Here is a 21,865-nt window from a genome sequence, read left to right as displayed (position 1 = left end):
GTATTTACCTTTGTTTTCGCTTTCATTATATATTTTTTACTGCTGGCTGATAAGGGACAGATTCTATTATTTGTCCCCTTTTAAACCCGTTTAAAAAAATTTTTTGGTAAAATGAAGTAAGTAAAAGAAAGGTTTCCTATGGCATCATCACTTATTACAAAAAAACGGATTGCTAAGGCATTTAGAGACCTATTAGCTACTAGAGAATTTGACAAAATCTCTATTGTAGATATCATGGAATCAGCTGGCATCCGTAGACAGACCTTTTATAATCACTTTCTTGACAAATATGAACTGCTAGACTGGATATTTGAAACTGACTTAACCGAGTACATCACCAACAACTTGGACTTCATTTCAGGCCAAAAACTATTACAAGAATTATTTCTTTATTTCGAACAAGAGCGTGACTTTTATATTCAACTTTTTGATATTCAAGGGCAAAATAACTTCTATGACCAATTTATCAACTACTGTCGCTTGCTTGTATCAAAAATTTTAAGAGAATATGGTCAGATTGATATCGATTCATCTGCTTATACTTATTTTTTGTTAGACTACCATTCACATGCTCTAGCAGAAATCGTGAAGGCTTACGTCAATAAAAAAAGTCCAGTTCCACAACCAGACTTTCTAATCATGACAATTATTGGAAAGAGACCACAATGACATTTATTTCAAATCATAAACAGAAAATTATTTCAAGTTACATTTCAGCAACTGTCAGCAGTCATCCTGAATTAGAAAAACACCCTACCTTACCATTAGTCTATCAAAAAAATCGTAATTCTTATCAAGTTCCAATATTGTCGGGTGGAGGTTCAGGTCACGAACCCGCTCATATTGGATATGTGGGAGAAGGAATGCTTACTGCTGCTATCTATGGCCAATTATTTACTCCTCCTACAAGAACTGAAATCTTAGAGTCCATTCGTTTTTTAAATAATGGTCAAGGTGTCTTCATCATTGTAAAAAATTTCGAAGCAGACATCAAAGAATTTAGCTGGGCCATTAATACTGCTAGACAAGAAGGAATTAAGGTCGGCTATAGTCTAGCACACGACGATATTTCTATTGAACCTCACAATAGATTTCAAATTAGAGGAAGAGGGCTTGCAGGTACTATTTTACTTCATAAAGTTCTAGGATATGCAGCTCAAAATGGTGCCGACATCGAGCAACTAACTGATTTAGGTCATCAGCTTGCTCCCGAAATCGCAACAATTGGCTTTGCAACGAAAGCTGCTAGTCTCCCCCAAGCCACCCGTCCACTATTTAACTTAGAAGAAGGAAATATTTCTTATGGTATTGGGATACATGGCGAAGAAGGCTATCGTATCGTCCCATTCCAATCATCGGAAATCCTTGCAAATGAAATTATAAGTAAATTAAGATTGCACTATCATTGGAAAAAGGGTGATCAATTTATATTGCTTGTAAATAATCTAGGCACTACCAGCAACTTAGAAATGGGCATATTTATCAATGATCTCCTTCAACTCTTAGAAATTGAAGGAGTCACTATTACCTTTATAAAATCAGGAACATTTATGACCAGTCTAGATATGGCAGGTATATCCGTAACTCTTTGCCCTGCGAAAAATAAACAATGGTTAGAAGCGCTCAATGCTCCAACGACAGCTTTTGCATGGTAATTTGCTTGTATAAATCAAAAGGGCTCCATCACTTGGTAGCCCTTTGCTTTTATCTTATACTCAATGAAAATCAAAAAGCAAACTAGGAAACTAGCCGCAGGCTGTACTTGAGTACGGCAAGGCGACGTTGACGCAGTTTGAATTTGATTTTCGAAGAGTATTACGTTTAAAAGAACTCATTCTTTCTATTTCAAATAGGCCATCTATCCCTTACAATTCTTCTGATGTGCTTTGAGTTTTTTGCTAGCCCAATCATAGTGACTTGACGTGCTACTAACAAAGTAGGAACCTAGACTTGTTCCTCCCGTCCACTTATAGACACCTTTGGTAAAGAGTTCGTCATTGCTAAAAACTTCTATCAACTCTAAAACCTCTCTATGTGATTGTTCTAGGAGTCTAGTCGCTTCTTCTAAGGAGGTTTTCTGGTGCTTCTTCCAAAAAGCGACATTCATTTCTCCATAAGTTTTCCAATTATAAGGTTCAGGGAGAAAAGTTCTTTCGTGACCTTTTTGATTAGAATGTACCCAAGTCAAAAGTAACTGATGCCATTCATAAAGATGGATCAAGACATCCCGTAGATTTTTATCCCTTTTCCAGTGAACTTCTTTTTTCTTTGGGTCTCTTGAAAAATCAAATGGAGTCTGTATCTCATCTTCACTTAGTTGGGAGATGAAACGTTTGAGCTTTTCATAGTTTTCCTTAGAGGCCAGCACTAGCTCCTCTTTTGTTTTCGGTCTAGGCACAGGAGTTCTCCCTTCATATTGTTAGTTATTATTAGAAATTTTTTATTCTTAAAATCTCTATAACTTATCCTTTAATTTCTCAACAAAGAGATAGGCTGCTGGACAGGTCAAAGTATTCTTAATCGTCAAATGGTTGATTTGATGGATCTTTTTGCGATCTGTATGGGGGAACTCTCGGCAGGCCTTGGGACGAACATCATAGATGGAACAAAGATTATCTCCTCCTAGAAAGGGACAAGGCATGGATTTAAAAACCTTATCCCCATCTTCATCTACCTGAAGGAATTCAGCTTCAAAAGCTGGTAATTTCATCTTAAAATACTTAGCAATTCGTGTAATATCCGCTTCTTTAAAGTCAGGTCCCAATGTCTTGCAACAGTTGGCACAGGCAGTGCAATCAATTTCCTCAAAAACTTCTTGGTGAATCTGCTGGGCTATCTTGTCTAGGTTTTTAGGAGGTTTTTTCTTTAGATTGGCTAAAATTTTACGGTGTTCCTTTTGCTTTTGCAAGGCTAGCTGGTGGTAGTACTCAATATCAATTTCTTTAGACATGGTTTCTCTCTTATTCTATTTACTTCCCCCTATTATACCATGCCTCTGGAGCATTTAAAAGTGTACTTTATAAGACTATACTTTTCCAAAATGCGTCAAAAAAACCTTGCAACTAGGTTACAAGGTTAATGACATTAATCGAAGTTAACGTATTCTTTTTGAAGTTCAAGAACTTCTTCCATTGTTGAACACTCTGTAAGGGCACGGTTAGCGTACTCTTCCATCTTAGCAGTGTCCAATTTCTTCATCAAGCTACGTGTACGAAGTACAGATGTTGCTGACATAGAGAACTCATCCAAGCCCATTCCGACAAGAAGTGGAACAGCTTTTTGGTCACCAGCCATCTCACCACACATACCAGCCCATTTACCTTCAGCGTGAGCTGCCTTGATAACGTTGTTGATCAAGCGAAGGATTGATGGGTTATATGGTTGGTAAAGGTATGAAACTTGCTCGTTCATACGGTCTGCTGCCATTGAGTATTGGATCAAGTCGTTTGTACCAATTGACATGAAGTCTACTTCTTTTGCAAATTGGTCTGCAAGCATAGCTGCTGCAGGGATTTCAATCATGATACCAACTTGGATATCATCCGCAACTGCAACACCTTCAGCAAAAAGGTTTGCTTTTTCTTCTTCATAAACTGCTTTGGCTGCACGGAATTCTTTCAAAAGGGCAACCATTGGGAACATGATACGTAATTGACCATGAACAGAAGCACGAAGAAGAGCGCGGATTTGTGTACGGAACATTGCATCTCCAGTTTCAGAAATAGAGATACGAAGGGCACGGAATCCAAGGAATGGGTTCATTTCGTGTGGCATATCGAAGTAAGGAAGTTCCTTATCTCCACCGATATCCATTGTACGAACAACTACTGGTTTACCATTCATTCCCTCAAGTACAGCCTTGTATGCTTCATACTGCTCATCTTCAGTTGGGAAGTCTTGAGAATCCATGTACAAGAATTCTGTACGGTAAAGTCCAACAGCTTCAGCACCGTTGTTGTTAACACCTTCAACGTCTTTTGGAGTACCGATGTTAGCTGCCAACTCGAAGTGTTTACCGTCAGCAGTCACTGTTTGAGCATCTTTCAAAAGTGCCCATTCAGCTTTTTGTTTAGCATAAGCTTCACCAGCTGCTTTAAATTCTGCCGCTTGTTCATCTGTTGGGTTGATAATCACTTCACCAGTAATTCCGTTAACGGCAAGGATATCACCGTCTTTCACTACTTCAGTGATGTTATTTGTTCCCAATACAGCTGCAATTTCAAGTGTACGTGCCATGATAGCTGAGTGGCTTGTACGTCCACCGATGTTTGTTACAAAAGCTTTTACAAAGTTTTTGTCCAATTGAGCTGTATCAGATGGTGTCAAGTCATGCGCAATCACGATTACTTCTTCATTGATTGAAGCTGGGTTTGGCAATTTCTTACCAAGAAGGTTTGCCAACACACGTTTTGTCACGTCGCGGATATCCGCTGCACGTTCTTGCATGTATGGGTTGTCTTCCATGCCTTCAAAGATAGTGATGAACATGTCAGTCACTTCTTTAAGACCTGCTTCTGCATTGACTTTCTTGGCACGGATTGTTTCTTTAATCTGACCAATCAATTCTGGGTCAGAAAGAACCATCAAATGAGCGTCAAAAACTTGAGCCGCTTCTTCACCAAGCGTACCTACAGCTTTCTCACGGATAAGAGAAAGCTCGTTTTGAGAAGCTTCAAGAGCTACATCCAAACGAGCCTCTTCTGCGTTTGTATCTTCGACTGAAACAGTCTCGAATGACAAATCCGGTTGAACGAGTAGATATGCTTTTGCAACTGCAACACCGTCAGATGCCGCGATTCCTTTAAGCATTTCTGTCATTTTCCTTATGCCAATCCTTCTTTTTCCATTGTTTCTGAGATTGCAGCGATAGCGTCATCTGCATCTGCACCTTCAGCTGAGATAGTTACGTCAGCACCTTGGCCAACACCAAGACTCATAACACCCATGATTGATTTAAGGTTAACTGATTTACCTTTGTACTCAAGAGTGATATCTGAAGCAAATTTGCTAGCAGTTTGTACCAACAATGTTGCTGGACGTGCGTGAATACCTGTTTCTGCCACTACGTGGAAATCTTTAGAAGCCATAGTTTGACTCTCCTTTTGTTCTTTCTTTTTTGAGTTATATGTGATAACCCTTACAATTTGGTATTATATCATCTTCTCGGATTTTTTTCAAGCATTTTATGGGATTTATTCGATTTCCTTTCAGATAACTTCCTGAAAATCTTCTATTCTAGATAACAAAACACAGGATATAGTTTTCCAAAAAACTACTTGTAGGATAACTATCACTATTTCACAAAACAAACACTACATATTGTGTTTTGTGACCTCGAGTAGAAAAATAGACCACTATATTTAGTTTCAAATCATTGACAAAAATTTATTTTCTGATATACTAAGAAAGTAATCTATTTTGAAAGAGGAGTTACACAATGGTAACCGTTTATTCTAAAAACAACTGTGTCCAATGTAAGATGACCAAACGTTTCTTGGACAGTAATAATGTCGCTTATCATGAAATCAATCTTGATGAGCAACCTGAGTACATCGATCAAGTTAAAGAGCTCGGTTTCAGCGCAGCTCCTGTTATCCAAACACCAACTGAAGTCTTTTCAGGTTTCCAACCAGGAAAATTGAAACAATTAGCATAATCTTAGTACATCATCCAGAAGAAACTGCTTCTAGGGCTAACTTAGAAGCCTTTCTTTTGTAATTAGATAAGGGAAATTTTATGGGATTAAAACATCTTGAAGACGTGACTTACTTCCGTCTCAATAACGAAATCAACCGTCCTGTTAATGGACAAATCATGCTTCATAAAGATAAGGAAGCCTTGGATGCCTTCTTTAAAGAAAATGTAGTTCCAAACACTATGGTTTTTGATTCAATTACTGATAAAATCAACTACCTCATTGAACACAACTACATCGAAACAGCCTTTATCAAGAAATACCGTCCAGAATTTTTGGAAGAATTGTCTCAATTTATCAAAGAACAAAACTTCCAATTCAAGTCTTTCATGGCTGCCTATAAGTTCTATAATCAATATGCCTTGAAGACTAACGACGGTGAATACTATCTTGAAAGCATGGAAGACCGTGTCTTCTTTAACGCCCTTTATTTCGCTGATGGGAATGAAGCTGTTGCAATCGATATTGCAAATGAAATCATCCACCAACGCTACCAACCTGCCACACCTTCCTTCTTGAATGCTGGACGTGCTCGTCGTGGGGAGTTGGTATCCTGTTTCTTGATTCAGGTCACAGATGACATGAACTCTATTGGACGTTCTATCAACTCTGCCCTTCAACTTTCACGTATCGGTGGTGGAGTGGGAATTTCCCTCAGCAACCTTCGTGAAGCTGGTGCACCTATCAAAGGATATGAAGGAGCAGCTTCTGGGGTCGTTCCAGTTATGAAACTTTTCGAAGATAGCTTCTCTTACTCAAACCAATTGGGTCAACGTCAAGGTGCTGGTGTTGTCTACCTCAACGTCTTCCACCCAGATATCATCGCTTTCCTTTCAACTAAGAAAGAAAACGCCGATGAAAAAGTTCGTGTCAAGACCCTTTCACTTGGTGTTGTGGTGCCCGATAAATTCTACGAACTAGCTCGTAAAAATGAAGAAATGTACCTCTTCAGCCCATACTCTGTAGAACTTGAATACGGTGTGCCATTCAACTACATTGACATCACTGAAAAATACGATGAACTAGTCGCAAATCCAAATATTCGCAAGACAAAAATCAAGGCGCGTGATTTGGAAACTGAAATCTCTAAATTGCAACAAGAGTCTGGTTACCCTTATGTCGTCAACATTGATACGGCTAACCGTGCAAATCCTGTTGATGGTAAGATTATCATGAGTAACTTGTGTTCTGAGATTCTTCAAGTTCAAGAACCAAGCTTGATCAACGATGCTCAAGAATTCCTTCAAATGGGAACGGACGTTTCATGTAACCTTGGTTCAACCAACGTGGTTAACATGATGACTTCACCTGACTTTGGTCGTTCTATCCGTGCTATGGTTCGTGCCCTTACTTTCGTTACAGATAGTTCGCACATCGTAGCTGTTCCTACCATCAACCACGGAAATAGCCAAGCTCATACCTTTGGTCTTGGTGCCATGGGACTTCACAGCTACCTTGCCCAACAATTGATTGAATACGGATCGCCTGAGTCTGTTGAATTTACAAGCATCTACTTTATGCTTATGAACTACTGGACTTTGGTTGAGTCAAACAATATCGCGCGTGAACGTGGTATCACCTTCCACAACTTTGAAAAATCAGACTATGCTAACGGAAGCTACTTCGACAAGTATGTAACTGGCGAATTCCTTCCAAAATCAGACCGTGTTAAAGAACTTTTCAAAGATGTCTTTATCCCAAGTGCTGCTGACTGGGCTGAACTTCGCGACAAGGTTCAAGCAGATGGACTTTACCACCAAAACCGCCTTGCTGTAGCGCCAAATGGTTCTATCAGTTACATCAATGACGTTTCGGCTTCTATCCACCCGATTACGCAACGTATCGAAGAACGTCAAGAAAAGAAAATCGGTAAAATCTACTATCCTGCTGCTGGATTGTCAACAGAAACCATTCCTTACTACACTTCTGCCTACGACATGGATATGCGTAAAGTGATTGATGTCTATGCTGCTGCAACTGAGCACGTGGACCAAGGACTTTCACTCACTCTCTTCATGCGTAGTGACATTCCAAAAGGACTTTACGAATGGAAGAAAGAAAACAAACAAACGACACGTGACTTGTCTATCCTTCGTAACTATGCCTTTAACAAGGGTATCAAGTCTATCTACTACGTCCGTACCTTTACAGATGATGGTGGAGAAGTCGGTGCCAACCAATGTGAAAGCTGTGTGATTTAATCTTTGCTTGAGAAAACTACATTTTCTCAGATAAGTGATTCATTCACCCTGCTAAACTAAACAGGAATAAGCAGCTATACTATGGAAAAACAAGAAAGTCGGGCTTCCGACTTTTTGTGCGATACTCCTCTAGAATTATGATAAAATAGAAGTAATTGTGAGTTCGCAATACTAAACACAGAAAGAGATTTCAAATGGAAACTTACTACAAAGCCATTAACTGGAATGCCATCGAAGATGTCATCGACAAATCAACTTGGGAAAAACTGACGGAGCAATTCTGGCTTGATACACGTATTCCCTTGTCAAATGACTTGGATGACTGGAGAAAGCTATCAAATATAGAAAAAGACTTGGTTGGAAAAGTCTTTGGTGGTTTAACCCTTCTCGACACTATGCAATCTGAAACAGGGGTTCAAGCCCTTCGAGCAGACATCCGTACACCACATGAGGAAGCTGTTTTCAATAACATCCAATTTATGGAGTCTGTCCACGCTAAATCTTACTCATCAATCTTTTCTACCTTGAATACAAAGGCTGAGATTGAAGAAATTTTCGAATGGACCAATACCAATCCTTACCTACAAAAGAAGGCTGAGATCGTCAACGAAATCTACCTAAACGGTAGCCCACTTGAAAAGAAAGTTGCCAGCGTCTTCCTTGAAACTTTCCTCTTCTACTCTGGTTTCTTCACTCCCCTCTACTATCTTGGTAACAACAAACTAGCCAACGTTGCGGAAATTATTAAATTAATTATTCGTGATGAGTCTGTTCACGGAACCTACATCGGTTATAAATTCCAACTCGGTTTCAATGAATTACCTGAAGAAGAGCAAGAAAAACTCAAAGAATGGATGTACGATCTGCTCTATACTCTTTACGAGAATGAAGAAGGTTATACAGAGAGCCTCTATGACGGTGTTGGTTGGACGGAAGAAGTCAAAACCTTCCTTCGCTACAATGCTAACAAGGCACTCATGAACCTGGGACAAGATCCACTTTTCCCAGACTCAGCAGATGATGTCAATCCAATCGTCATGAACGGTATTTCAACAGGAACATCTAACCACGACTTCTTCTCTCAAGTCGGAAATGGTTACCTTCTTGGCGAAGTTGAAGCCATGCAAGACGATGACTACAACTACGGTTTGGACTAAGTCAACAATTTCAGAAGTGATAACAAATATCATGGTTTGTTTAAAACAACCATGATATTTTTGTTTTTGTTTTCTTTTGTTTTTTAAATTGATTGATTGAATACTTTATGATAAAATAGTAATAGAAATAGAGGTGATAACGATGCTAAAGCAGGAAAAACTAGATAATATTCTAGAAACGGTAAATACAAAGGGAACTATTACTGTCAAAGAAATCATGACTCGCTTGGATGTATCAGATATGACTGCTAGACGCTACTTGCAAGAGTTGGCAGACAAGGATTTACTTGTTCGGGTGCACGGGGGAGCTGAGAAAATTCGCACAGGTTCTATTTTAAATAATGAACGTTCCAATATTGAAAAACAAAGCTTACAAATCGCAGAAAAACAAGAAATTAGCCGTTTTGCAGGCCATTTAATTGATGAGGGTGAAACCATTTTTATTGGGCCAGGTACAACCTTGGAATCTTTTGCCCGTGAACTTCCAATTGATAATATCCGTGTTGTAACAAACAGTTTACCAGTCTTTCTCATCCTAAACGAACGAAAACTAACAGATTTGATTTTAATTGGTGGAAATTACCGCTCCATCACCGGAGCCTTTGTGGGAACACTAACCTTGCAAAACTTGGCCAATTTGCAATTTTCTAAAGCTTTCGTAAGCTGTAATGGTATTCAGGACAATGCGATTGCGACCTTTAGTGAAGAGGAAGGTGAATCCCAACGCATCGCCCTCAATAATTCCAATAAAAAATACTTACTAGCTGACAATAGTAAGTTCAATAAATTTGATTTCTATACCTTCTACAATATCTCTGATATTGATACCGTCGTTTCAGACTCTAAACTGAGCAAAGAAACCTTCGAACAACTTTCGAAACAAACAAAAATTATTCTTTCTAAACCATAAAAATGAGAATTGATAAAAAATAAAATGCGTCATATCAAGAAAATAAGAATCTTGATATGACGCATTTTTTGATGAAGATTTTTACAAAGAGTTTCCTAGATTCTTTATGATTGTTGAAACGGCATAAAATCTGAATCAAAGGAGATGTTATCCCGTTCTTCAGGACTGATAAAATTTAAAAAGATATTTTTAAATTCTTCCAGCTCATAGTCTGAATGGCAAATCCATTCTTTACCGGTAGAGACATACCATTTTCCGAGACTTTTCAGTTCTTCATTCGTCAAACAAGGTATTTGAGAACATTTTTCGAAATTTATAATATAAACTTTTTCATAAATAGATTGGATAAAATCTTTGAACATCTTTTGCCTCACTAGAATTCTATATCTAATTACTAATTCTACTAGTCTATAATCTGACTTTCCGCTACTTTCTTGTACCAGTGAGCTGATTTCTTAGGATAACGTTCTTGAGTTTCAAAGTCTACATAGAAAAGACCGTAACGTTTCTCATATCCGTTTGACCATGAGAAGACGTCCATCAATGACCAAATGAAGTAGCCTTTTACATTAGCTCCATCTGCAATAGCATCAGACAAGACCTCTAAGTGTTGTTTGACATAATCAATACGGCCATCATCGTAAACAGTATTATCAACGAACTCGTCTTTATAGCCGAGACCATTTTCAGTGATGTAAATCTTCTTGTAGTTCGGATAATCTTTCTTCACGCGCATGATTTGGTCATACAAACCTTGAGGGTAGATAATCCAATCCCAATCCGTACGTGGTACATAGTCAGGAGCTACACGACGACCAACACCTTTGATTTGGTATTTAGAGCTTCCTTTCTCACCCTTACCATTATGAATAATTTCAGTTTCTCCATCAAATGCTTCCATCCAGTCACTCATATAGTAATTAATTCCAAGGAAGTCGTTCAAGTCTTTCGCAACTTCTAATGCTGTGAAATCTTCTTCACGAAGATCCAAGCTACCACCATTGACTGATAAGATATGGTTGACACCTTCCATCGTTTCAGCTGAATAGTGACCTAGATAAGTTGCATCCAAGATAAATTTATTGTGGATGATATCTTCCAATTCAGCAGCACGAACATCTGCTGGATTTTTAGGATCCAAAGGATACTTGGTTGGCAGTGCGTGAACAACACCAATTTCACCTTTATAACCTTTATCTTTATATAGCTTGACTGCACGCGCATGAGAAACCATCATATTGTGGTGCGATTGGAAAACTTTGGCAAGGTCGTACTGAATACCTGGAGGGAATTTTCCAACCAAGTATTGACCATCACCAATTGGCCCAATTTCATTAAAGGTTGTCCAATAGTTTACTTCTGGAAATTCTTCAAAACAGAAGGCAGCGTAGTCGACAAAGTGTTCAATGTTTTCACGGTTTAAGAAATCTCCATTTGAATGTAGAGCTTCTGGCGTATCAAAGTGATGAAGAGTTACAAAGGGCTCAACATGACGTTTGTGGCACTCTGCAAATAAATTATGATAAAACTCGACACCTTTCTGATTTACTTGACCGTAACCGGTTGGGAAAATACGTGACCAAGCAATGGAAATTCGAATACCATTGACACCATACTCTTCTGCCAACTTGAGGTCAACTGGATATCGATTGTAAAAATCACTGGCTGGTTCTGCAGTGTACCAGTAATTATCTTCAAGATATTTATCCCACGCTACTGCTCCTTTACCATCAGTATGTGTAGCACCTTCTGCTTGATAGGCAGCTGTTGCGCCACCAAAAATAAAGTCTTTTGGTAATGTTTTTGTCATTTTTTTCACCTATTTCTTGATTTAAATAAAGTAAAAGTGAGAGGAGAGGAGTCAGTGAGCCATCCTTCTCCATCTCACTTCTTGTACCAAGTCACCGAATTGTGACATGAGGAGGTAAAAACGATATCTTTTTACCGACGAATTAATAAGGCGATTAGGAAATTCGCCATAGCGATTTCCGTAACGAGAGGAGACTGTTTCATAGTCCCTATTATTAATCGAATTGTGACATGAGGAGGTAAAAACGATATCTTTTTACCGACGAATTAACAAGGCGATTAGGAAATTCGCCATAGCGATTTCCGTAACGAGAGGAGACTGTTTCACAGTCCCTATCGTTAATCGAATTGAGCTTGTACAAATGCTAGAGCACCTTTTCCATCACGAGTTAATTTGATGTATTGAGCTCCCTCTGTTTTCGCAAGTTTAATATCGAGTTTATCTGTTTCTGCTTTCATGTCTTCAAAGTTTGAAGCAACTTGAGGGGCAAGGATAACCAAATCAAACTCTGGTAACATTTCACGGTGAGCACCATAACCACCTGCTGCTGCTTTCACAGGAACATTGTATTCTGCAGCTGCCTTATTCAAAGCATTTGCAAGAAGTCCACTTGTCCCTCCACCTGCACAGAGAACGAGGACATTTGTTTCTTCAGTGATTGTATTTTGTGCTGCTTCTACACCAGCTTTTTCAAGAATAGCATCTGCTTTTGCAGTGTTGAAGTTTGCAGCAACTTTTTCTTTCAATTCATCATTAGAATTACCTGAACGTTCTTCTTCAAGAATTTGTTCATCATATACTTTAAGGAATGGGTAGTAAATTACTACGTCAACCACGATTAGAAGAGCAGCAAGAATGAATGATAGAACTTGGAAGTTCGTGCCAAGAACTAGACCTAGTGGAGCTGGAGTTGTCCATGGTAGATTAGCAGTAAATGAGTTCATTCCAAGTGTTTCAATAAAGAATTTGAAAATCCAAACGTTTGCGATAGGGGCAAAAATAAATGGAATGAAGAAAATCGGGTTCAATACAAGCGGTGCACCAAACAAGATTGGTTCATTTACACCAAAGAATGTTGGAACTACTGAAGCACGACCAATTGCACGGTTACGTTTAGATTTTGTTAACCACATGAACATGAATGGAACAACCAGTGTCGCACCAGTACCACCCATGGTAACGATAAACATTTGTGTACCAGAAGTAAGAATCTTGTCAGCGTGCATACCTTGTTGAAGAAGGTTCAAGTTGACTTCGGCATTTGCATAGGTAATAGCTGCGATAGCAGGCTCAACGATAGATGGACCATGGATACCAACAAACCAGAAGAAGGCAAAGGCACCAAAGATAATCGTAATACCTAGATAACCATCAGCAGCAGAGAATAATGGTGCAAAGAATTTACCGATTGATTCTGCTACGCTAGAACCAACAAAATGACGTGCTAATAAGTCAAGAGCATAAAGAGAAACAACAGATAGAGTGAATGGAATCACATCTTTAAAGACTTGTGAGATATTTGGTGGAACTTCGTCAGGCATACGAATAGTGACGTTGTTCTTAACACAAACCTTATAGATAGCTACAGTAACAAAGGCAGCAAGGAAGGCTGAAAGCAAACCTTTTGTCCCCAAGAATTCAGTAGCTAGACCATTTTCGATAGGATCAGCTGCCAACATCAACAAACCAACAATCGCTGCTAACAGTGTTGACATATAGTTGATTTGATTGGTTTTCTCCATGCTACGGTTTACTGAGTCGGTCAATGACTTAGCTGTTGTACCAGCTACCAAGAGAGCCAGAATACCCATTGAATAGCTGTAAGGTTTCATAAGAAAGGCTACAACTTCATCAGACCATTTAAAGCCCCATGAGTTTGGTACAAAGGCAATCAAGATAAAAATACTTGAGAAGAGAATAACAGGCATACCTGCAATGAAACCATCACGAATAGCACGAAGATAGATATTACGAGATAATTTCTCAAAGAAAGGTTTTCCTTTCTCGATAAATGCAATTAGTTTATTCATTATTTAACTCCTCTCTTATAAAGTTCGATTAAGTGGTGCATCAAATCTTTTAACAAGACAGTTGTCATCAAGTGGTCTTGGCCATGCATCATGGTCACACTATACGCTAAGTCCTCACCAGAAGCTTCCTTAGTCAATAGACTTGTTTGCGCGTGGTGTGCCTCTGCGATACAGCTACCAGCTTCCTCTACCAGAGCGTCCGCTTTTTCAAAATCACCAGCTTCAGCAGTCTTCAAGGCTTCCAATAGTTTTGAACGAGCATCGCCAGCATAGGCTACGATTTCAAAACCTAACAATGTTACTTCTTCTCTATTCATGATAGAATTCTCCTTATATAGTTTTAATTAAATTTTTATGACAATAAACGTTGGATATGTAGAACTAGATAAACTCGTTCACTTTTATACAAATCAAGACCCGTATGTTGTGTAATCACATCATAGATTTTGGAACCAATCTCGAAGGCTTTTGGATAGGATTGTTTAATATGATCTTCCATATCCAGAAGTGATTGGTTATCATCTCTAGATCTGTCTAAATAATCCAAGAAATAATTCAAATGAATCATAAAACGATCATAGAAATGGTTATTCTCTTTAGTTCGTTGAATTGCATAGTCCGTTAAAACTTCTTCAACATTCCTGAGAATTTCTTTCCTCTTATCAATCGACTCCACAAGTTCCACTTCATTTTCACCTTCGGCATTAATGAAATGATAAGCAATCCGAATAATTTCGTCCTCAGGAAAATGATCGGTCAGTTTTTGACGATAAATTTCAAATGCTTCATTTGCGATTTGAAAAGCAACAGGATACTTAGCGGAAATATCTGGTAGATTACTATCCTTGTACCTTCCTTGTGCTAGAGCTTGGTAAGAACAGTAAATATGATCTGTCAAGGTTACGTAGAGATACTCTTGAATCGGATAATGATATTTCTTTGATAGCTTATCAATGATTTCATAGGTCACTGTGATAAAATCAAGCGGAACATCTTTGAGAAGAGCCATAAAGTTTTCTCTTGACTCTTCGGTCTTCATCCGAAAGATTTTCTCAACCTGATGTTCAGCAATCAAATCCCCTTTCTTCTTTCCAAATGTAATCCCCTTACCAATCACAATCACTTCTTCTCCTTTATCATTTCTGACAAGCGAGACATTGTGATTCATTGGATTTAGAATTCGATACATGTAAACCTCCTTTTATATCTTAAAGGTATATGAGTATAAAAAATGACCACAAATGAACTAGAAAATCATCCGATTTCTAATTCACCTGTGATCATGCCTAATATTACTTAGTAACACTCACCTTGTATTAACTTGTGATTTAAGTATAGCACAAGTAAGTTATTTTGTAAACCTTTACATACAACTTTTTTAAATTTTTTTAGATTCATGTTCCTAACCTAGAAGGACTTGCTTACACGCGTTCTTTCCATGAAGTCGCTGTTGTTTGAAGAACTTTATTGAGCTCATCAATGTTTTCAAATCCAGTTGTGCGAAGCCATTCACGAGCTGCTGCTTCACCATCTTTGATATAAGCTTCAACTGATCCAGCCCATGTAGCACGGCCACAAAGAACTCCATTGAAGTTTGCACCTGATTCATGAGCAAATACAAGAGTATCTTGGAAAAGTTTAGCTGATACACCAGCACTCAAGTAGATATATGGCAAGTTAGTTGCTTCATCTTGTGCTTTGAAGAATGCTGCTGCTTCTTCACGTGTGTAAACTACTTCACCCTCAGCGAAGCCTTCAACATATTTAATGTTAACAGGAACTTCTACTTTCAAGACATCAATGTTAAAGCGTGGGTCTGAGAAGACTTTCATAGCACCGATAACTTTGTGTGGTTTTACTTTCGCGTATTCTACAGAACCAGCGTCAGCAATTTTTTCATCGTAAGCAAGGATTTCAAGGAAGAATGGGATATCTTCAGCCACACATTCAGAACCGATACGTTCGATGTAAGCTTGTTTTTCTTGGTTGAGTTCGTCTGAGCTATCTACATCATAGTAAAGCAAGAATTTAACTGCATCTGCACCTTCTTCTTTAATACGTTTTGCAGACCAAACATCCAAGCAGTCTGGCAAGCGTTTTGTACTTGTTGTATCATAACCTGTTTTTTCATAAGCAAGGAGAAGACCAGCTTTTTCATCAAGAGCTTTAGTTGCTGGAAGTCCATACTCAGGGTCAAGAAGCATAGATGAAGCGTATTTAGTCAATTCATCTGCTACCAAAACTTTAAGTTCTTCCATTTGAGCCACTGTTGGTTCTTCTGTTTGGTGTTGAGCCATGAGGCGTTTCAAAGCACCACGTTGGTCAAATGCAAGAGCTGAGATGATACCATTTTCATCAGAAAGTTTTTCTAAGCGTGCACGTTTTTGTTCTGTTAAAGCCATTTTATACCTCTTTTACTATTAATTGATCATATAGAGCTTGATAGTTGGCCATGTTGACATGACCAGTCATTTTTTCTTGAGCATTGAGCATACCAAGGACATTTGCCTTGATGAGTAATGCTGCATCCGATTCTTTGTGAAGCAGTCCTGAAGAAATTCCTGCCACAGTAGAGTCTCCAGATCCGACAGGGTTGACCACCTGAATTCTAGGAATATCTACCTTGTAGAAAGTGTCACCATGTTTGGCAAAAGCACCGTTGGCACCAAGTGAAACGATAATCCATTCAATACCTGCAAACAAAGGTTCTTGAAGTACTTCTTTTAATTCATCCAAATCCTCAGAAACTTCTCTTCCAAGAAGCTGAGATAATTCCTCATTATTTGGTTTGATGACTGTTGGTTTATGTGGTGATTCAAGAACAGCCTGAAGTGCTGCACCAGAGCAGTCCAAGACAACAGGCTTGCCAGCTTGATTAGCAAGTTCTACCAAGCTCGCATAGTAATCAACTGGAAGGCCAGCCGGCAGACTACCTGAGATGGCTACTACTTCAACTGACTCTAAGAGTTTTTTGAAATGTTCCAAAAAGTCTTGACCTTCCTGTTCCAATACTTCAGGACCTTTTTCAAGAACTTCTGTTTGGTTGTCTCCGTGGAGAATAGCGATACAGTTACGAGTTTCTCCCTGAATTGAGAAGAAATCTTTCTTTACTTGATTATCGATATGTTCAACCAAAAAATCACCAAGTTTACCACCCACTAAACCAGTAGCAAGAACAGAATCTCCAAATTCTGAAAGTACTCGGGTAACATTGAGTCCCTTACCACCAGCCGTTTTGGTTACATCCACCACACGATTGATAGTATCAATCTTCAACTCATCCAAGGGATAGGAAATATCAATGGATGGGTTCATTGTGACTGTTAAAATCATAAGTCACCTCTTAATCGTGGTATTCTCCGCGATCCCATTTTTCAAGGAATTCAGTGAAGAAGTTTGCGTCTGTTTGTTGAGCATTGTGACTTTCAACGTGTTCAATTTTCGCAATCAATTTCTTGTTTTCTTCAGATGGTTTGTATTCAGCATGTATGAAAGCTTCGATGATGTCACACATGAGCAATTCACCAGTAATCTTACCACCAAAACCGATAACGTTGGCATTCAATTGTTCTTTTGCATAAAGAGCTGTTGTCATATCACGAACCAAGGCAGAACGGACACCTGGAACTTTATTTACAGCGTTGTTGATACCAACACCAGTACCACAGATACATACTCCAAGATCAGCTTGACCACTAGTTACAGCTTCCCCTACTTTTTTACCAAAGATTGGGTAGTGAGTACGTGTATGGTCATATGTACCAAAGTCAATAACTTCATATCCTTTTGATTTCAAAAATTCTGAAACCGCCATTTTTTCATCTGTTACGATGTGGTCACATCCAATTGCAATTCTCATTAGTTATTCCCTCCGATTAATTATATAAATCTAATATCATTTATCCTTACTCAAGAAAAATCAAGATTAGCTTAGGAAGCGAGCTGCGAGCATAACTGAGGTTAGCTAAAGTGAGCTGACGACAGATTATCTTGATTTTTGAAGAGTATTAGCACATTTTGTTCAACATATCGACCCGAATTTGGTGACGTCCACCATCGTATTTACCGTTAACAAATCCTTTAGCGATGTTTTTAGCCAATTCATCACCAACAAGTTGTGCACCCATAGTGATCATACGTGAGTTGTTGTGGCCACGAGTCATATAAGCTGAACGTTCGTCAGATACTTCTGCAGCAACCATTCCTTTGATCTTAGTTGCAACCATAAATGGACCAGCTCCATAAGCATCAATCACGATACCAAGGTTTTGCTCTTCTTTGTTTACTTCTGCAGCAACAGCAAGGGTCACATCAACAAAGTCTTGACCTTCAGCTGTAACATCCACAACGTGGAAGTTTTCTTTTTCCAAGAAGTCTTTCACAACTTCTTTCAATCTCAAACCTGCAGCATCTGCACCGATAACAATAGACATATTGTATACTCCTTTTATTTTTCTAGGCTAGTAAAACCTTTTACAGTTAGCAGTTTACCTACAAAAAGTTTTCTAGCAGTTTATTGACAAATTGGATTGAATGAGATGAATGACACCTTATTCAAGTTTAGGAAACCAGTTTCCTAGAAATAATCTTTCTCCACGAAAGAGAATATAACAAGTGATTATTTGTTTGTTACAAATATCATTTGTTGCTTACAAACATAATATACTCCTATTTCCAGAAAAAGTCAACAGTTAATGTTTGTTTTTGTTCTTTTTTGTCTAAAAGATTTCGATATCAAAACCAATTTGATCTACTTGACCAGGCTCTAGTTGGCGAACGTTTTTCTTATCTTCTAGATGATCTCCTTCTTCAAGGGATGTTGACAAGCCAGACCATGGTTCAAAAGCAATGAAAGGACCTTTATTCAAAGTTGACCAGATAATGAGATTTGGAAACTCTGCAAAGTGCACTTTCAATCCCTTATCATGTTTACGAGAACGAAGGGCAATTGTTCTAGATTGCAATTCATCTAAGGTGACTGCATCTGTGCTGAAAAGATCATAGCTGAGGTCTAATTCTTTTTGACCTTCTAGCCATGGACTTCTATCTTGAAAATCAAGCATCCCCGTTTCTGGGAAAGGACGTGGAACAGAGCAAGTCTCTTCTTTCTCAAACTCTAGATAATAATCTTCATAGACTTCATCATCCAGTAAGGGACAATTAAATCCTGGATGTCCACCAATAAAGTAAGGCATAACCTTGCTAGTTTCTTTATTGAAAATCTTGTATTGAGTCCGTACTGTCTTGCCAGTAAGGCTATAAGTGATTTCTAGTCGGAAATAATAAGGATAGTTTTGATAGCTATTCTCATCATCTTCAATTGCAAAAGTTACACTATTATCTGTCTGTTCAACTAATTCAAATTCTTTCTTGCGAACCAAACCATGACGAGGAATCTTTCCTTTGCTTTCCTGCCCCTTCTCATCTATATAGACAGCTGTATCCTCTCTCAATGAACCACAAATGGGAAAGAGAACAGGAGCTTGTCCACTCCAATAAGTAGCATCCCCTTGCCACAAATACTCAAGTCCCTCAGCATCTTTTATAGAAGAAAGAGCCCCACCAAAACTGTTAAATTGAACTCTTAATTGTTCTGATTTTAATTCAATTACCATTATTTTCTCCAATTTCTTGATAGTTTATAAAAAACTAGGCTGTCACTCCTAATGGTATGACAACCTAGTTTCAACAATTTACATTTTATAGGAGCGCATTATTTTGCTTTTGCTGCGTACTCTTCGTTACGTTTGATCATTTGTTTTCTGTACCAAGCAAAGATACCGATATAGAATACAAGGAAGACTACAGCACCAAGGATTGCTTTGATATCACCAGTTGTAGTGTTACCAATTGTCCAACCAAGAAGTTTTTCGATTGGTCCTTCAAGAGTTGAGTGAGTGATCAATTGAGTTTCGCTCACACCTGCTGGGAAGGCACCTACACCTTTAGCAAGTTCTGTTGCAAATGGTGCGATAAGTGTACCTGAAAGAAGGAAGAGTGGCAACAAGAGTGTTCCGAAGATAATCATACGGAGCAATTTACCACGAGTTACAACCAAGAGAGCTGGAGTAACACCCATAGCGATGATACCTGCAAGTGGCAAGATACCATTTCCGACTTTTGAGAGAAGCACAGCTTCAATCAACATGATTGGTGCAAGTACGTTAGCACAAGCCCAGATTTCAGCACGACCAGCGATGAAAGGCCAGTCAAGACCGATGTTAAATTTACGTCCTTGAAGACGTTTAGTAGCAACGTTTGTAATACCTTGTGATAGTGGTTCTACGGCTGCGATGAACCATGAACCGATAAGTGAGAAGAGTTCCAAAGATACACCGGCAGTCAAACCAAGAGACAACCATCCTTTGATAACAAGACGCCATTTATCTGCATCTGCAACCCCTGCAATTGGATGTGGAGTTCCCATAATACCGATTACAATACCAAGAATGAAACCGATGAAGAATTTAGAACCCCAGAAACCGATTTTTTTGTTCAATTTAGCAGCATCAAAGTCATATTTATCAAGACCTGGGAAGAATTTTTCAAAAATCTTATCCAAAACCATGATAACTGGGTTCATCATGTAGTTCATGTGAGTTGATGTCATTGGTGATGAACTTGGTGCGTTAAGAAGGTCATCAAATGTAGGTTTCATCAAGTCAGAGTTGATAATTTTCAACACACCAACAAGTACGATAGCTGCTGTAGCAATCAAGAGTGAAACCCCTTGGCTCACACCGTTGTTGTCTGCATACCATTTAATCAAAAGACCTGTGATAGACAAGTGCCAGATATCGAAGATATCGACGTCAAGTGTATCAGTTTTCTTCATAGCAAGCATTACTACGTTGACAATCAACATGATAAGCAAGAAGTAAAGTGTCCAAGCAGATCCCCAAGTGATTGTTGCAAGTGGTGCCCAACCAACGTCAGTGATACTCAATTGGATACCAGTATTTTCAACGAATTTTGCAAGTGATGCTGAGAAAGCACCATTTAGCATACCGATGATAGCTCCGATACCAGTAAGAGCGATGGCAAGTTTGATACCACCTTCAAGCGCTTTGGAGAATTTCACTCCAAAAAGTAAAGCCAATACTGTCAAAATGATTAACATGATGACAGGCCCACCCATATCTAAGATAGGTGTGAAAAATTCTTTGATTAGGCCAAAGATTGCATCCATAACAGTTCCTCCCTTTTTTATGTTATATGAATGTTAACAAATTAAAATTAGCTTAATCCGTGTTCTTTGATAGCTGCTTCAATATTGTCAAATACTGGAGCACTCATTGCTGGGATACGGAATAAGATTGGTCCAGCTTCGATAACTGGAATACCTGGGTCAAAACCAAGGTCTGTAGCAGCAATTGGTGTGAAGATGTCATAACCTTTGATAAGATCTTCGTTAACGTCTTTGACCATTACCGCATCACAGTGAACATCAAAACCGCGGTTTGAAAGTTCTTCTTCAAGAGCACTTTTAATTTGGTGGCTTGAGTTAACACCTGCACCGCAGGCAGCAAGAATTTTAATCATATGGATTTCCTCCGATTTAATATTTTTAATAGACAAGATTAAGCAATTACTTCAGCAATATAAGCATAGAGGGCTTCTGGTTCAGAAATTTTTGATAGGTCTTCAAGATGACCATTTCCAGTAAAGAAGTCCATCAACTGAGCAAGAATGTTCGTTTGACTTGAACTTGAGTTATTAATGATAAAGAAGAGTAAGGATACCTCTACTTCCTTATCTGGTGCAATCATATTGTGGAAAGTCACTGGTTTATCCAATCGAACGACCACAACTTTTTCAGCTAGATTATGAACAATATCTGTGTGAGGAATAGCCACATTCGGCAAATCCTTACCCAAAAATTCCATATCTAGGCCAGTTGGAAATGACTTTTCACGCGTGATCAAGGCTTCACGATAGGTTGGAGTTACGATTTCTCGTTCTTCCAATAAAGTAGCAACCTGATCAAAGAGATGTTCTTGATTATCCGCTTCTAAGCAAAACACAAGGTTTTTGTCAAAGAAATGATCTAATCCCATAAGGT

At 38.6% G+C, this 21,865-nt stretch carries 23 protein-coding genes; 6 read left to right on the top strand and 17 right to left on the bottom strand.

Annotated features, from left to right (window positions below; all coding sequences use genetic code 11):
- The first annotated feature begins 138 nt into the window (after nucleotides 1-138).
- On the top strand, nucleotides 139-669 hold the full coding sequence (dhaS, locus tag O3650_RS00885) for a dihydroxyacetone kinase transcriptional activator DhaS (RefSeq protein ID WP_261084068.1): 531 nt from the start codon (nucleotides 139-141) through the stop codon (nucleotides 667-669).
- On the top strand, nucleotides 666-1,655 hold the full coding sequence (gene dhaQ / locus O3650_RS00880; RefSeq protein WP_101776693.1) for a DhaKLM operon coactivator DhaQ: 990 nt from the start codon (nucleotides 666-668) through the stop codon (nucleotides 1,653-1,655). Before dhaS ends, dhaQ begins: the two co-directional genes overlap by 4 nt.
- A gap of 203 nt (nucleotides 1,656-1,858) precedes the next feature.
- On the opposite strand, the gene O3650_RS00875 is transcribed toward dhaQ, so the two are convergent.
- The 4 genes from O3650_RS00875 to O3650_RS00860 all read right to left on the bottom strand — a co-directional run bounded on the left by O3650_RS00875 (nucleotide 1,859) and on the right by O3650_RS00860 (nucleotide 5,087).
- The gene (locus O3650_RS00875) at nucleotides 1,859-2,398 is read right to left on the bottom strand and encodes a ClbS/DfsB family four-helix bundle protein (RefSeq protein ID WP_261037578.1); all 540 of its coding nucleotides are present in this window, start codon (nucleotides 2,396-2,398) and stop codon (nucleotides 1,859-1,861) included.
- Nucleotides 2,399-2,455: 57 nt separating this feature from the next.
- Nucleotides 2,456-2,950, bottom strand: a complete 495-nt coding sequence (locus tag O3650_RS00870) for a YkgJ family cysteine cluster protein (protein ID WP_000031466.1) — start codon at nucleotides 2,948-2,950, stop codon at nucleotides 2,456-2,458.
- Between the two features lie 134 nt (nucleotides 2,951-3,084).
- Nucleotides 3,085-4,818 (bottom strand): phosphoenolpyruvate--protein phosphotransferase, encoded by a 1,734-nt coding sequence (gene ptsP / locus O3650_RS00865; RefSeq protein WP_153193769.1) that lies wholly within the window; start codon nucleotides 4,816-4,818, stop codon nucleotides 3,085-3,087.
- A gap of 5 nt (nucleotides 4,819-4,823) precedes the next feature.
- Nucleotides 4,824-5,087, bottom strand: coding sequence for a phosphocarrier protein HPr (locus tag O3650_RS00860; RefSeq protein WP_000146947.1), 264 nt, complete (start codon nucleotides 5,085-5,087; stop codon nucleotides 4,824-4,826).
- 350 nt (nucleotides 5,088-5,437) lie between these two features.
- Here O3650_RS00860 and nrdH point away from each other — a divergent pair, with 350 nt between their 5' ends.
- The 4 genes from nrdH (at nucleotide 5,438) to O3650_RS00840 (ending at nucleotide 9,963) form a co-directional block, all read left to right on the top strand.
- Nucleotides 5,438-5,656 (top strand): glutaredoxin-like protein NrdH, encoded by a 219-nt coding sequence (nrdH, locus tag O3650_RS00855; RefSeq protein ID WP_153193770.1) that lies wholly within the window; start codon nucleotides 5,438-5,440, stop codon nucleotides 5,654-5,656.
- A gap of 80 nt (nucleotides 5,657-5,736) precedes the next feature.
- On the top strand, nucleotides 5,737-7,896 hold the full coding sequence (nrdE, locus tag O3650_RS00850) for a class 1b ribonucleoside-diphosphate reductase subunit alpha (RefSeq protein ID WP_153193771.1): 2,160 nt from the start codon (nucleotides 5,737-5,739) through the stop codon (nucleotides 7,894-7,896).
- A gap of 194 nt (nucleotides 7,897-8,090) precedes the next feature.
- Nucleotides 8,091-9,053, top strand: a complete 963-nt coding sequence (nrdF, locus tag O3650_RS00845) for a class 1b ribonucleoside-diphosphate reductase subunit beta (protein WP_077805065.1) — start codon at nucleotides 8,091-8,093, stop codon at nucleotides 9,051-9,053.
- Between the two features lie 142 nt (nucleotides 9,054-9,195).
- Entirely contained in the window at nucleotides 9,196-9,963 is a 768-nt protein-coding gene (locus O3650_RS00840) for a DeoR/GlpR family DNA-binding transcription regulator (protein WP_261091429.1), read from the top strand.
- A gap of 104 nt (nucleotides 9,964-10,067) precedes the next feature.
- Here the strand turns inward: O3650_RS00840 and O3650_RS00835 are convergent, their stop codons facing one another.
- The 13 genes from O3650_RS00835 to O3650_RS00775 all read right to left on the bottom strand — a co-directional run bounded on the left by O3650_RS00835 (nucleotide 10,068) and on the right by O3650_RS00775 (nucleotide 21,860).
- Nucleotides 10,068-10,325 carry a DUF3884 family protein gene (locus tag O3650_RS00835; protein WP_153193773.1) on the bottom strand — a complete coding sequence of 86 codons (258 nt, stop codon included), beginning with the start codon at nucleotides 10,323-10,325 and terminating at the stop codon, nucleotides 10,068-10,070.
- A 41-nt stretch (nucleotides 10,326-10,366) separates the two neighbouring features.
- Nucleotides 10,367-11,773, bottom strand: a complete 1,407-nt coding sequence (gene lacG, locus O3650_RS00830) for a 6-phospho-beta-galactosidase (protein WP_371491330.1) — start codon at nucleotides 11,771-11,773, stop codon at nucleotides 10,367-10,369.
- Nucleotides 11,774-12,111: 338 nt separating this feature from the next.
- Nucleotides 12,112-13,803, bottom strand: coding sequence for a lactose-specific PTS transporter subunit EIIC (locus O3650_RS00825; RefSeq protein WP_153193775.1), 1,692 nt, complete (start codon nucleotides 13,801-13,803; stop codon nucleotides 12,112-12,114).
- Nucleotides 13,803-14,120, bottom strand: a complete 318-nt coding sequence (locus O3650_RS00820) for a PTS lactose/cellobiose transporter subunit IIA (RefSeq protein WP_153193776.1) — start codon at nucleotides 14,118-14,120, stop codon at nucleotides 13,803-13,805. The genes O3650_RS00825 and O3650_RS00820 overlap by 1 nt, the downstream gene beginning before the upstream one ends.
- A 35-nt stretch (nucleotides 14,121-14,155) precedes the next feature.
- Nucleotides 14,156-14,992, bottom strand: coding sequence for a PRD domain-containing protein (locus tag O3650_RS00815; protein WP_203175455.1), 837 nt, complete (start codon nucleotides 14,990-14,992; stop codon nucleotides 14,156-14,158).
- Between the two features lie 232 nt (nucleotides 14,993-15,224).
- Nucleotides 15,225-16,205 carry a tagatose-bisphosphate aldolase gene (gene lacD / locus O3650_RS00810; protein ID WP_001229114.1) on the bottom strand — a complete coding sequence of 327 codons (981 nt, stop codon included), beginning with the start codon at nucleotides 16,203-16,205 and terminating at the stop codon, nucleotides 15,225-15,227.
- 1 nt (nucleotide 16,206) lies between these two features.
- The gene (locus O3650_RS00805; RefSeq protein ID WP_203175457.1) at nucleotides 16,207-17,136 is read right to left on the bottom strand and encodes a tagatose-6-phosphate kinase; all 930 of its coding nucleotides are present in this window, start codon (nucleotides 17,134-17,136) and stop codon (nucleotides 16,207-16,209) included.
- Nucleotides 17,137-17,146: 10 nt separating this feature from the next.
- Entirely contained in the window at nucleotides 17,147-17,662 is a 516-nt protein-coding gene (lacB, locus tag O3650_RS00800; RefSeq protein ID WP_001216913.1) for a galactose-6-phosphate isomerase subunit LacB, read from the bottom strand.
- A gap of 148 nt (nucleotides 17,663-17,810) precedes the next feature.
- Complete coding sequence (gene lacA / locus O3650_RS00795; protein ID WP_000029277.1) at nucleotides 17,811-18,236, bottom strand: galactose-6-phosphate isomerase subunit LacA; 426 nt, start codon at nucleotides 18,234-18,236, stop codon at nucleotides 17,811-17,813.
- Between the two features lie 285 nt (nucleotides 18,237-18,521).
- The gene (locus tag O3650_RS00790; RefSeq protein ID WP_203175458.1) at nucleotides 18,522-19,418 is read right to left on the bottom strand and encodes an aldose 1-epimerase family protein; all 897 of its coding nucleotides are present in this window, start codon (nucleotides 19,416-19,418) and stop codon (nucleotides 18,522-18,524) included.
- A gap of 98 nt (nucleotides 19,419-19,516) precedes the next feature.
- Entirely contained in the window at nucleotides 19,517-20,992 is a 1,476-nt protein-coding gene (locus O3650_RS00785) for a PTS galactitol transporter subunit IIC (RefSeq protein ID WP_261065971.1), read from the bottom strand.
- A gap of 47 nt (nucleotides 20,993-21,039) precedes the next feature.
- Nucleotides 21,040-21,345, bottom strand: a complete 306-nt coding sequence (locus tag O3650_RS00780) for a PTS sugar transporter subunit IIB (protein WP_000590547.1) — start codon at nucleotides 21,343-21,345, stop codon at nucleotides 21,040-21,042.
- Nucleotides 21,346-21,383: 38 nt separating this feature from the next.
- Nucleotides 21,384-21,860: a PTS sugar transporter subunit IIA gene (locus tag O3650_RS00775; RefSeq protein ID WP_194250502.1), complete on the bottom strand. Its 477-nt coding sequence runs from the start codon at nucleotides 21,858-21,860 to the stop codon at nucleotides 21,384-21,386.
- Nucleotides 21,861-21,865 lie beyond the last annotated feature (5 nt).

It is taken from the genome of Streptococcus sp. 20925_1_24, assembly GCF_041432335.1.
In the GTDB taxonomy this organism is placed as follows: domain Bacteria; phylum Bacillota; class Bacilli; order Lactobacillales; family Streptococcaceae; genus Streptococcus; species Streptococcus mitis_BM.
Note: the sequence above shows the minus strand (reverse complement) of the source record. Positions and strands in the feature narration are given on the sequence as shown.

Excerpts from the sequence above, each read along its gene's own strand:
- lacB (WP_001216913.1), bottom strand. The coding sequence starts at position 17,662 with ATGAGAATTGCAATTGGATGTGACCACATCGTAACAGATGAAAAAATG.
- O3650_RS00785 (WP_261065971.1), bottom strand. The coding sequence starts at position 20,992 with ATGGATGCAATCTTTGGCCTAATCAAAGAATTTTTCACACCTATCTTA.
- O3650_RS00870 (WP_000031466.1), bottom strand. The coding sequence starts at position 2,950 with ATGTCTAAAGAAATTGATATTGAGTACTACCACCAGCTAGCCTTGCAA.
- nrdE (WP_153193771.1), top strand. The coding sequence starts at position 5,737 with ATGGGATTAAAACATCTTGAAGACGTGACTTACTTCCGTCTCAATAAC.
- O3650_RS00815 (WP_203175455.1), bottom strand. The coding sequence starts at position 14,992 with ATGTATCGAATTCTAAATCCAATGAATCACAATGTCTCGCTTGTCAGA.
- O3650_RS00835 (WP_153193773.1), bottom strand. The coding sequence starts at position 10,325 with ATGTTCAAAGATTTTATCCAATCTATTTATGAAAAAGTTTATATTATA.
- dhaQ (WP_101776693.1), top strand. The coding sequence starts at position 666 with ATGACATTTATTTCAAATCATAAACAGAAAATTATTTCAAGTTACATT.
- O3650_RS00840 (WP_261091429.1), top strand. The coding sequence starts at position 9,196 with ATGCTAAAGCAGGAAAAACTAGATAATATTCTAGAAACGGTAAATACA.
- ptsP (WP_153193769.1), bottom strand. The coding sequence starts at position 4,818 with ATGACAGAAATGCTTAAAGGAATCGCGGCATCTGACGGTGTTGCAGTT.
- lacD (WP_001229114.1), bottom strand. The coding sequence starts at position 16,205 with ATGGCTTTAACAGAACAAAAACGTGCACGCTTAGAAAAACTTTCTGAT.
- dhaS (WP_261084068.1), top strand. The coding sequence starts at position 139 with ATGGCATCATCACTTATTACAAAAAAACGGATTGCTAAGGCATTTAGA.
- O3650_RS00820 (WP_153193776.1), bottom strand. The coding sequence starts at position 14,120 with ATGAATAGAGAAGAAGTAACATTGTTAGGTTTTGAAATCGTAGCCTAT.
- nrdF (WP_077805065.1), top strand. The coding sequence starts at position 8,091 with ATGGAAACTTACTACAAAGCCATTAACTGGAATGCCATCGAAGATGTC.
- O3650_RS00860 (WP_000146947.1), bottom strand. The coding sequence starts at position 5,087 with ATGGCTTCTAAAGATTTCCACGTAGTGGCAGAAACAGGTATTCACGCA.
- O3650_RS00805 (WP_203175457.1), bottom strand. The coding sequence starts at position 17,136 with ATGATTTTAACAGTCACAATGAACCCATCCATTGATATTTCCTATCCC.
- lacA (WP_000029277.1), bottom strand. The coding sequence starts at position 18,236 with ATGTCTATTGTTATCGGTGCAGATGCTGCAGGTTTGAGATTGAAAGAA.
- O3650_RS00825 (WP_153193775.1), bottom strand. The coding sequence starts at position 13,803 with ATGAATAAACTAATTGCATTTATCGAGAAAGGAAAACCTTTCTTTGAG.
- O3650_RS00775 (WP_194250502.1), bottom strand. The coding sequence starts at position 21,860 with ATGGGATTAGATCATTTCTTTGACAAAAACCTTGTGTTTTGCTTAGAA.
- nrdH (WP_153193770.1), top strand. The coding sequence starts at position 5,438 with ATGGTAACCGTTTATTCTAAAAACAACTGTGTCCAATGTAAGATGACC.
- O3650_RS00790 (WP_203175458.1), bottom strand. The coding sequence starts at position 19,418 with ATGGTAATTGAATTAAAATCAGAACAATTAAGAGTTCAATTTAACAGT.
- O3650_RS00780 (WP_000590547.1), bottom strand. The coding sequence starts at position 21,345 with ATGATTAAAATTCTTGCTGCCTGCGGTGCAGGTGTTAACTCAAGCCAC.
- lacG (WP_371491330.1), bottom strand. The coding sequence starts at position 11,773 with ATGACAAAAACATTACCAAAAGACTTTATTTTTGGTGGCGCAACAGCT.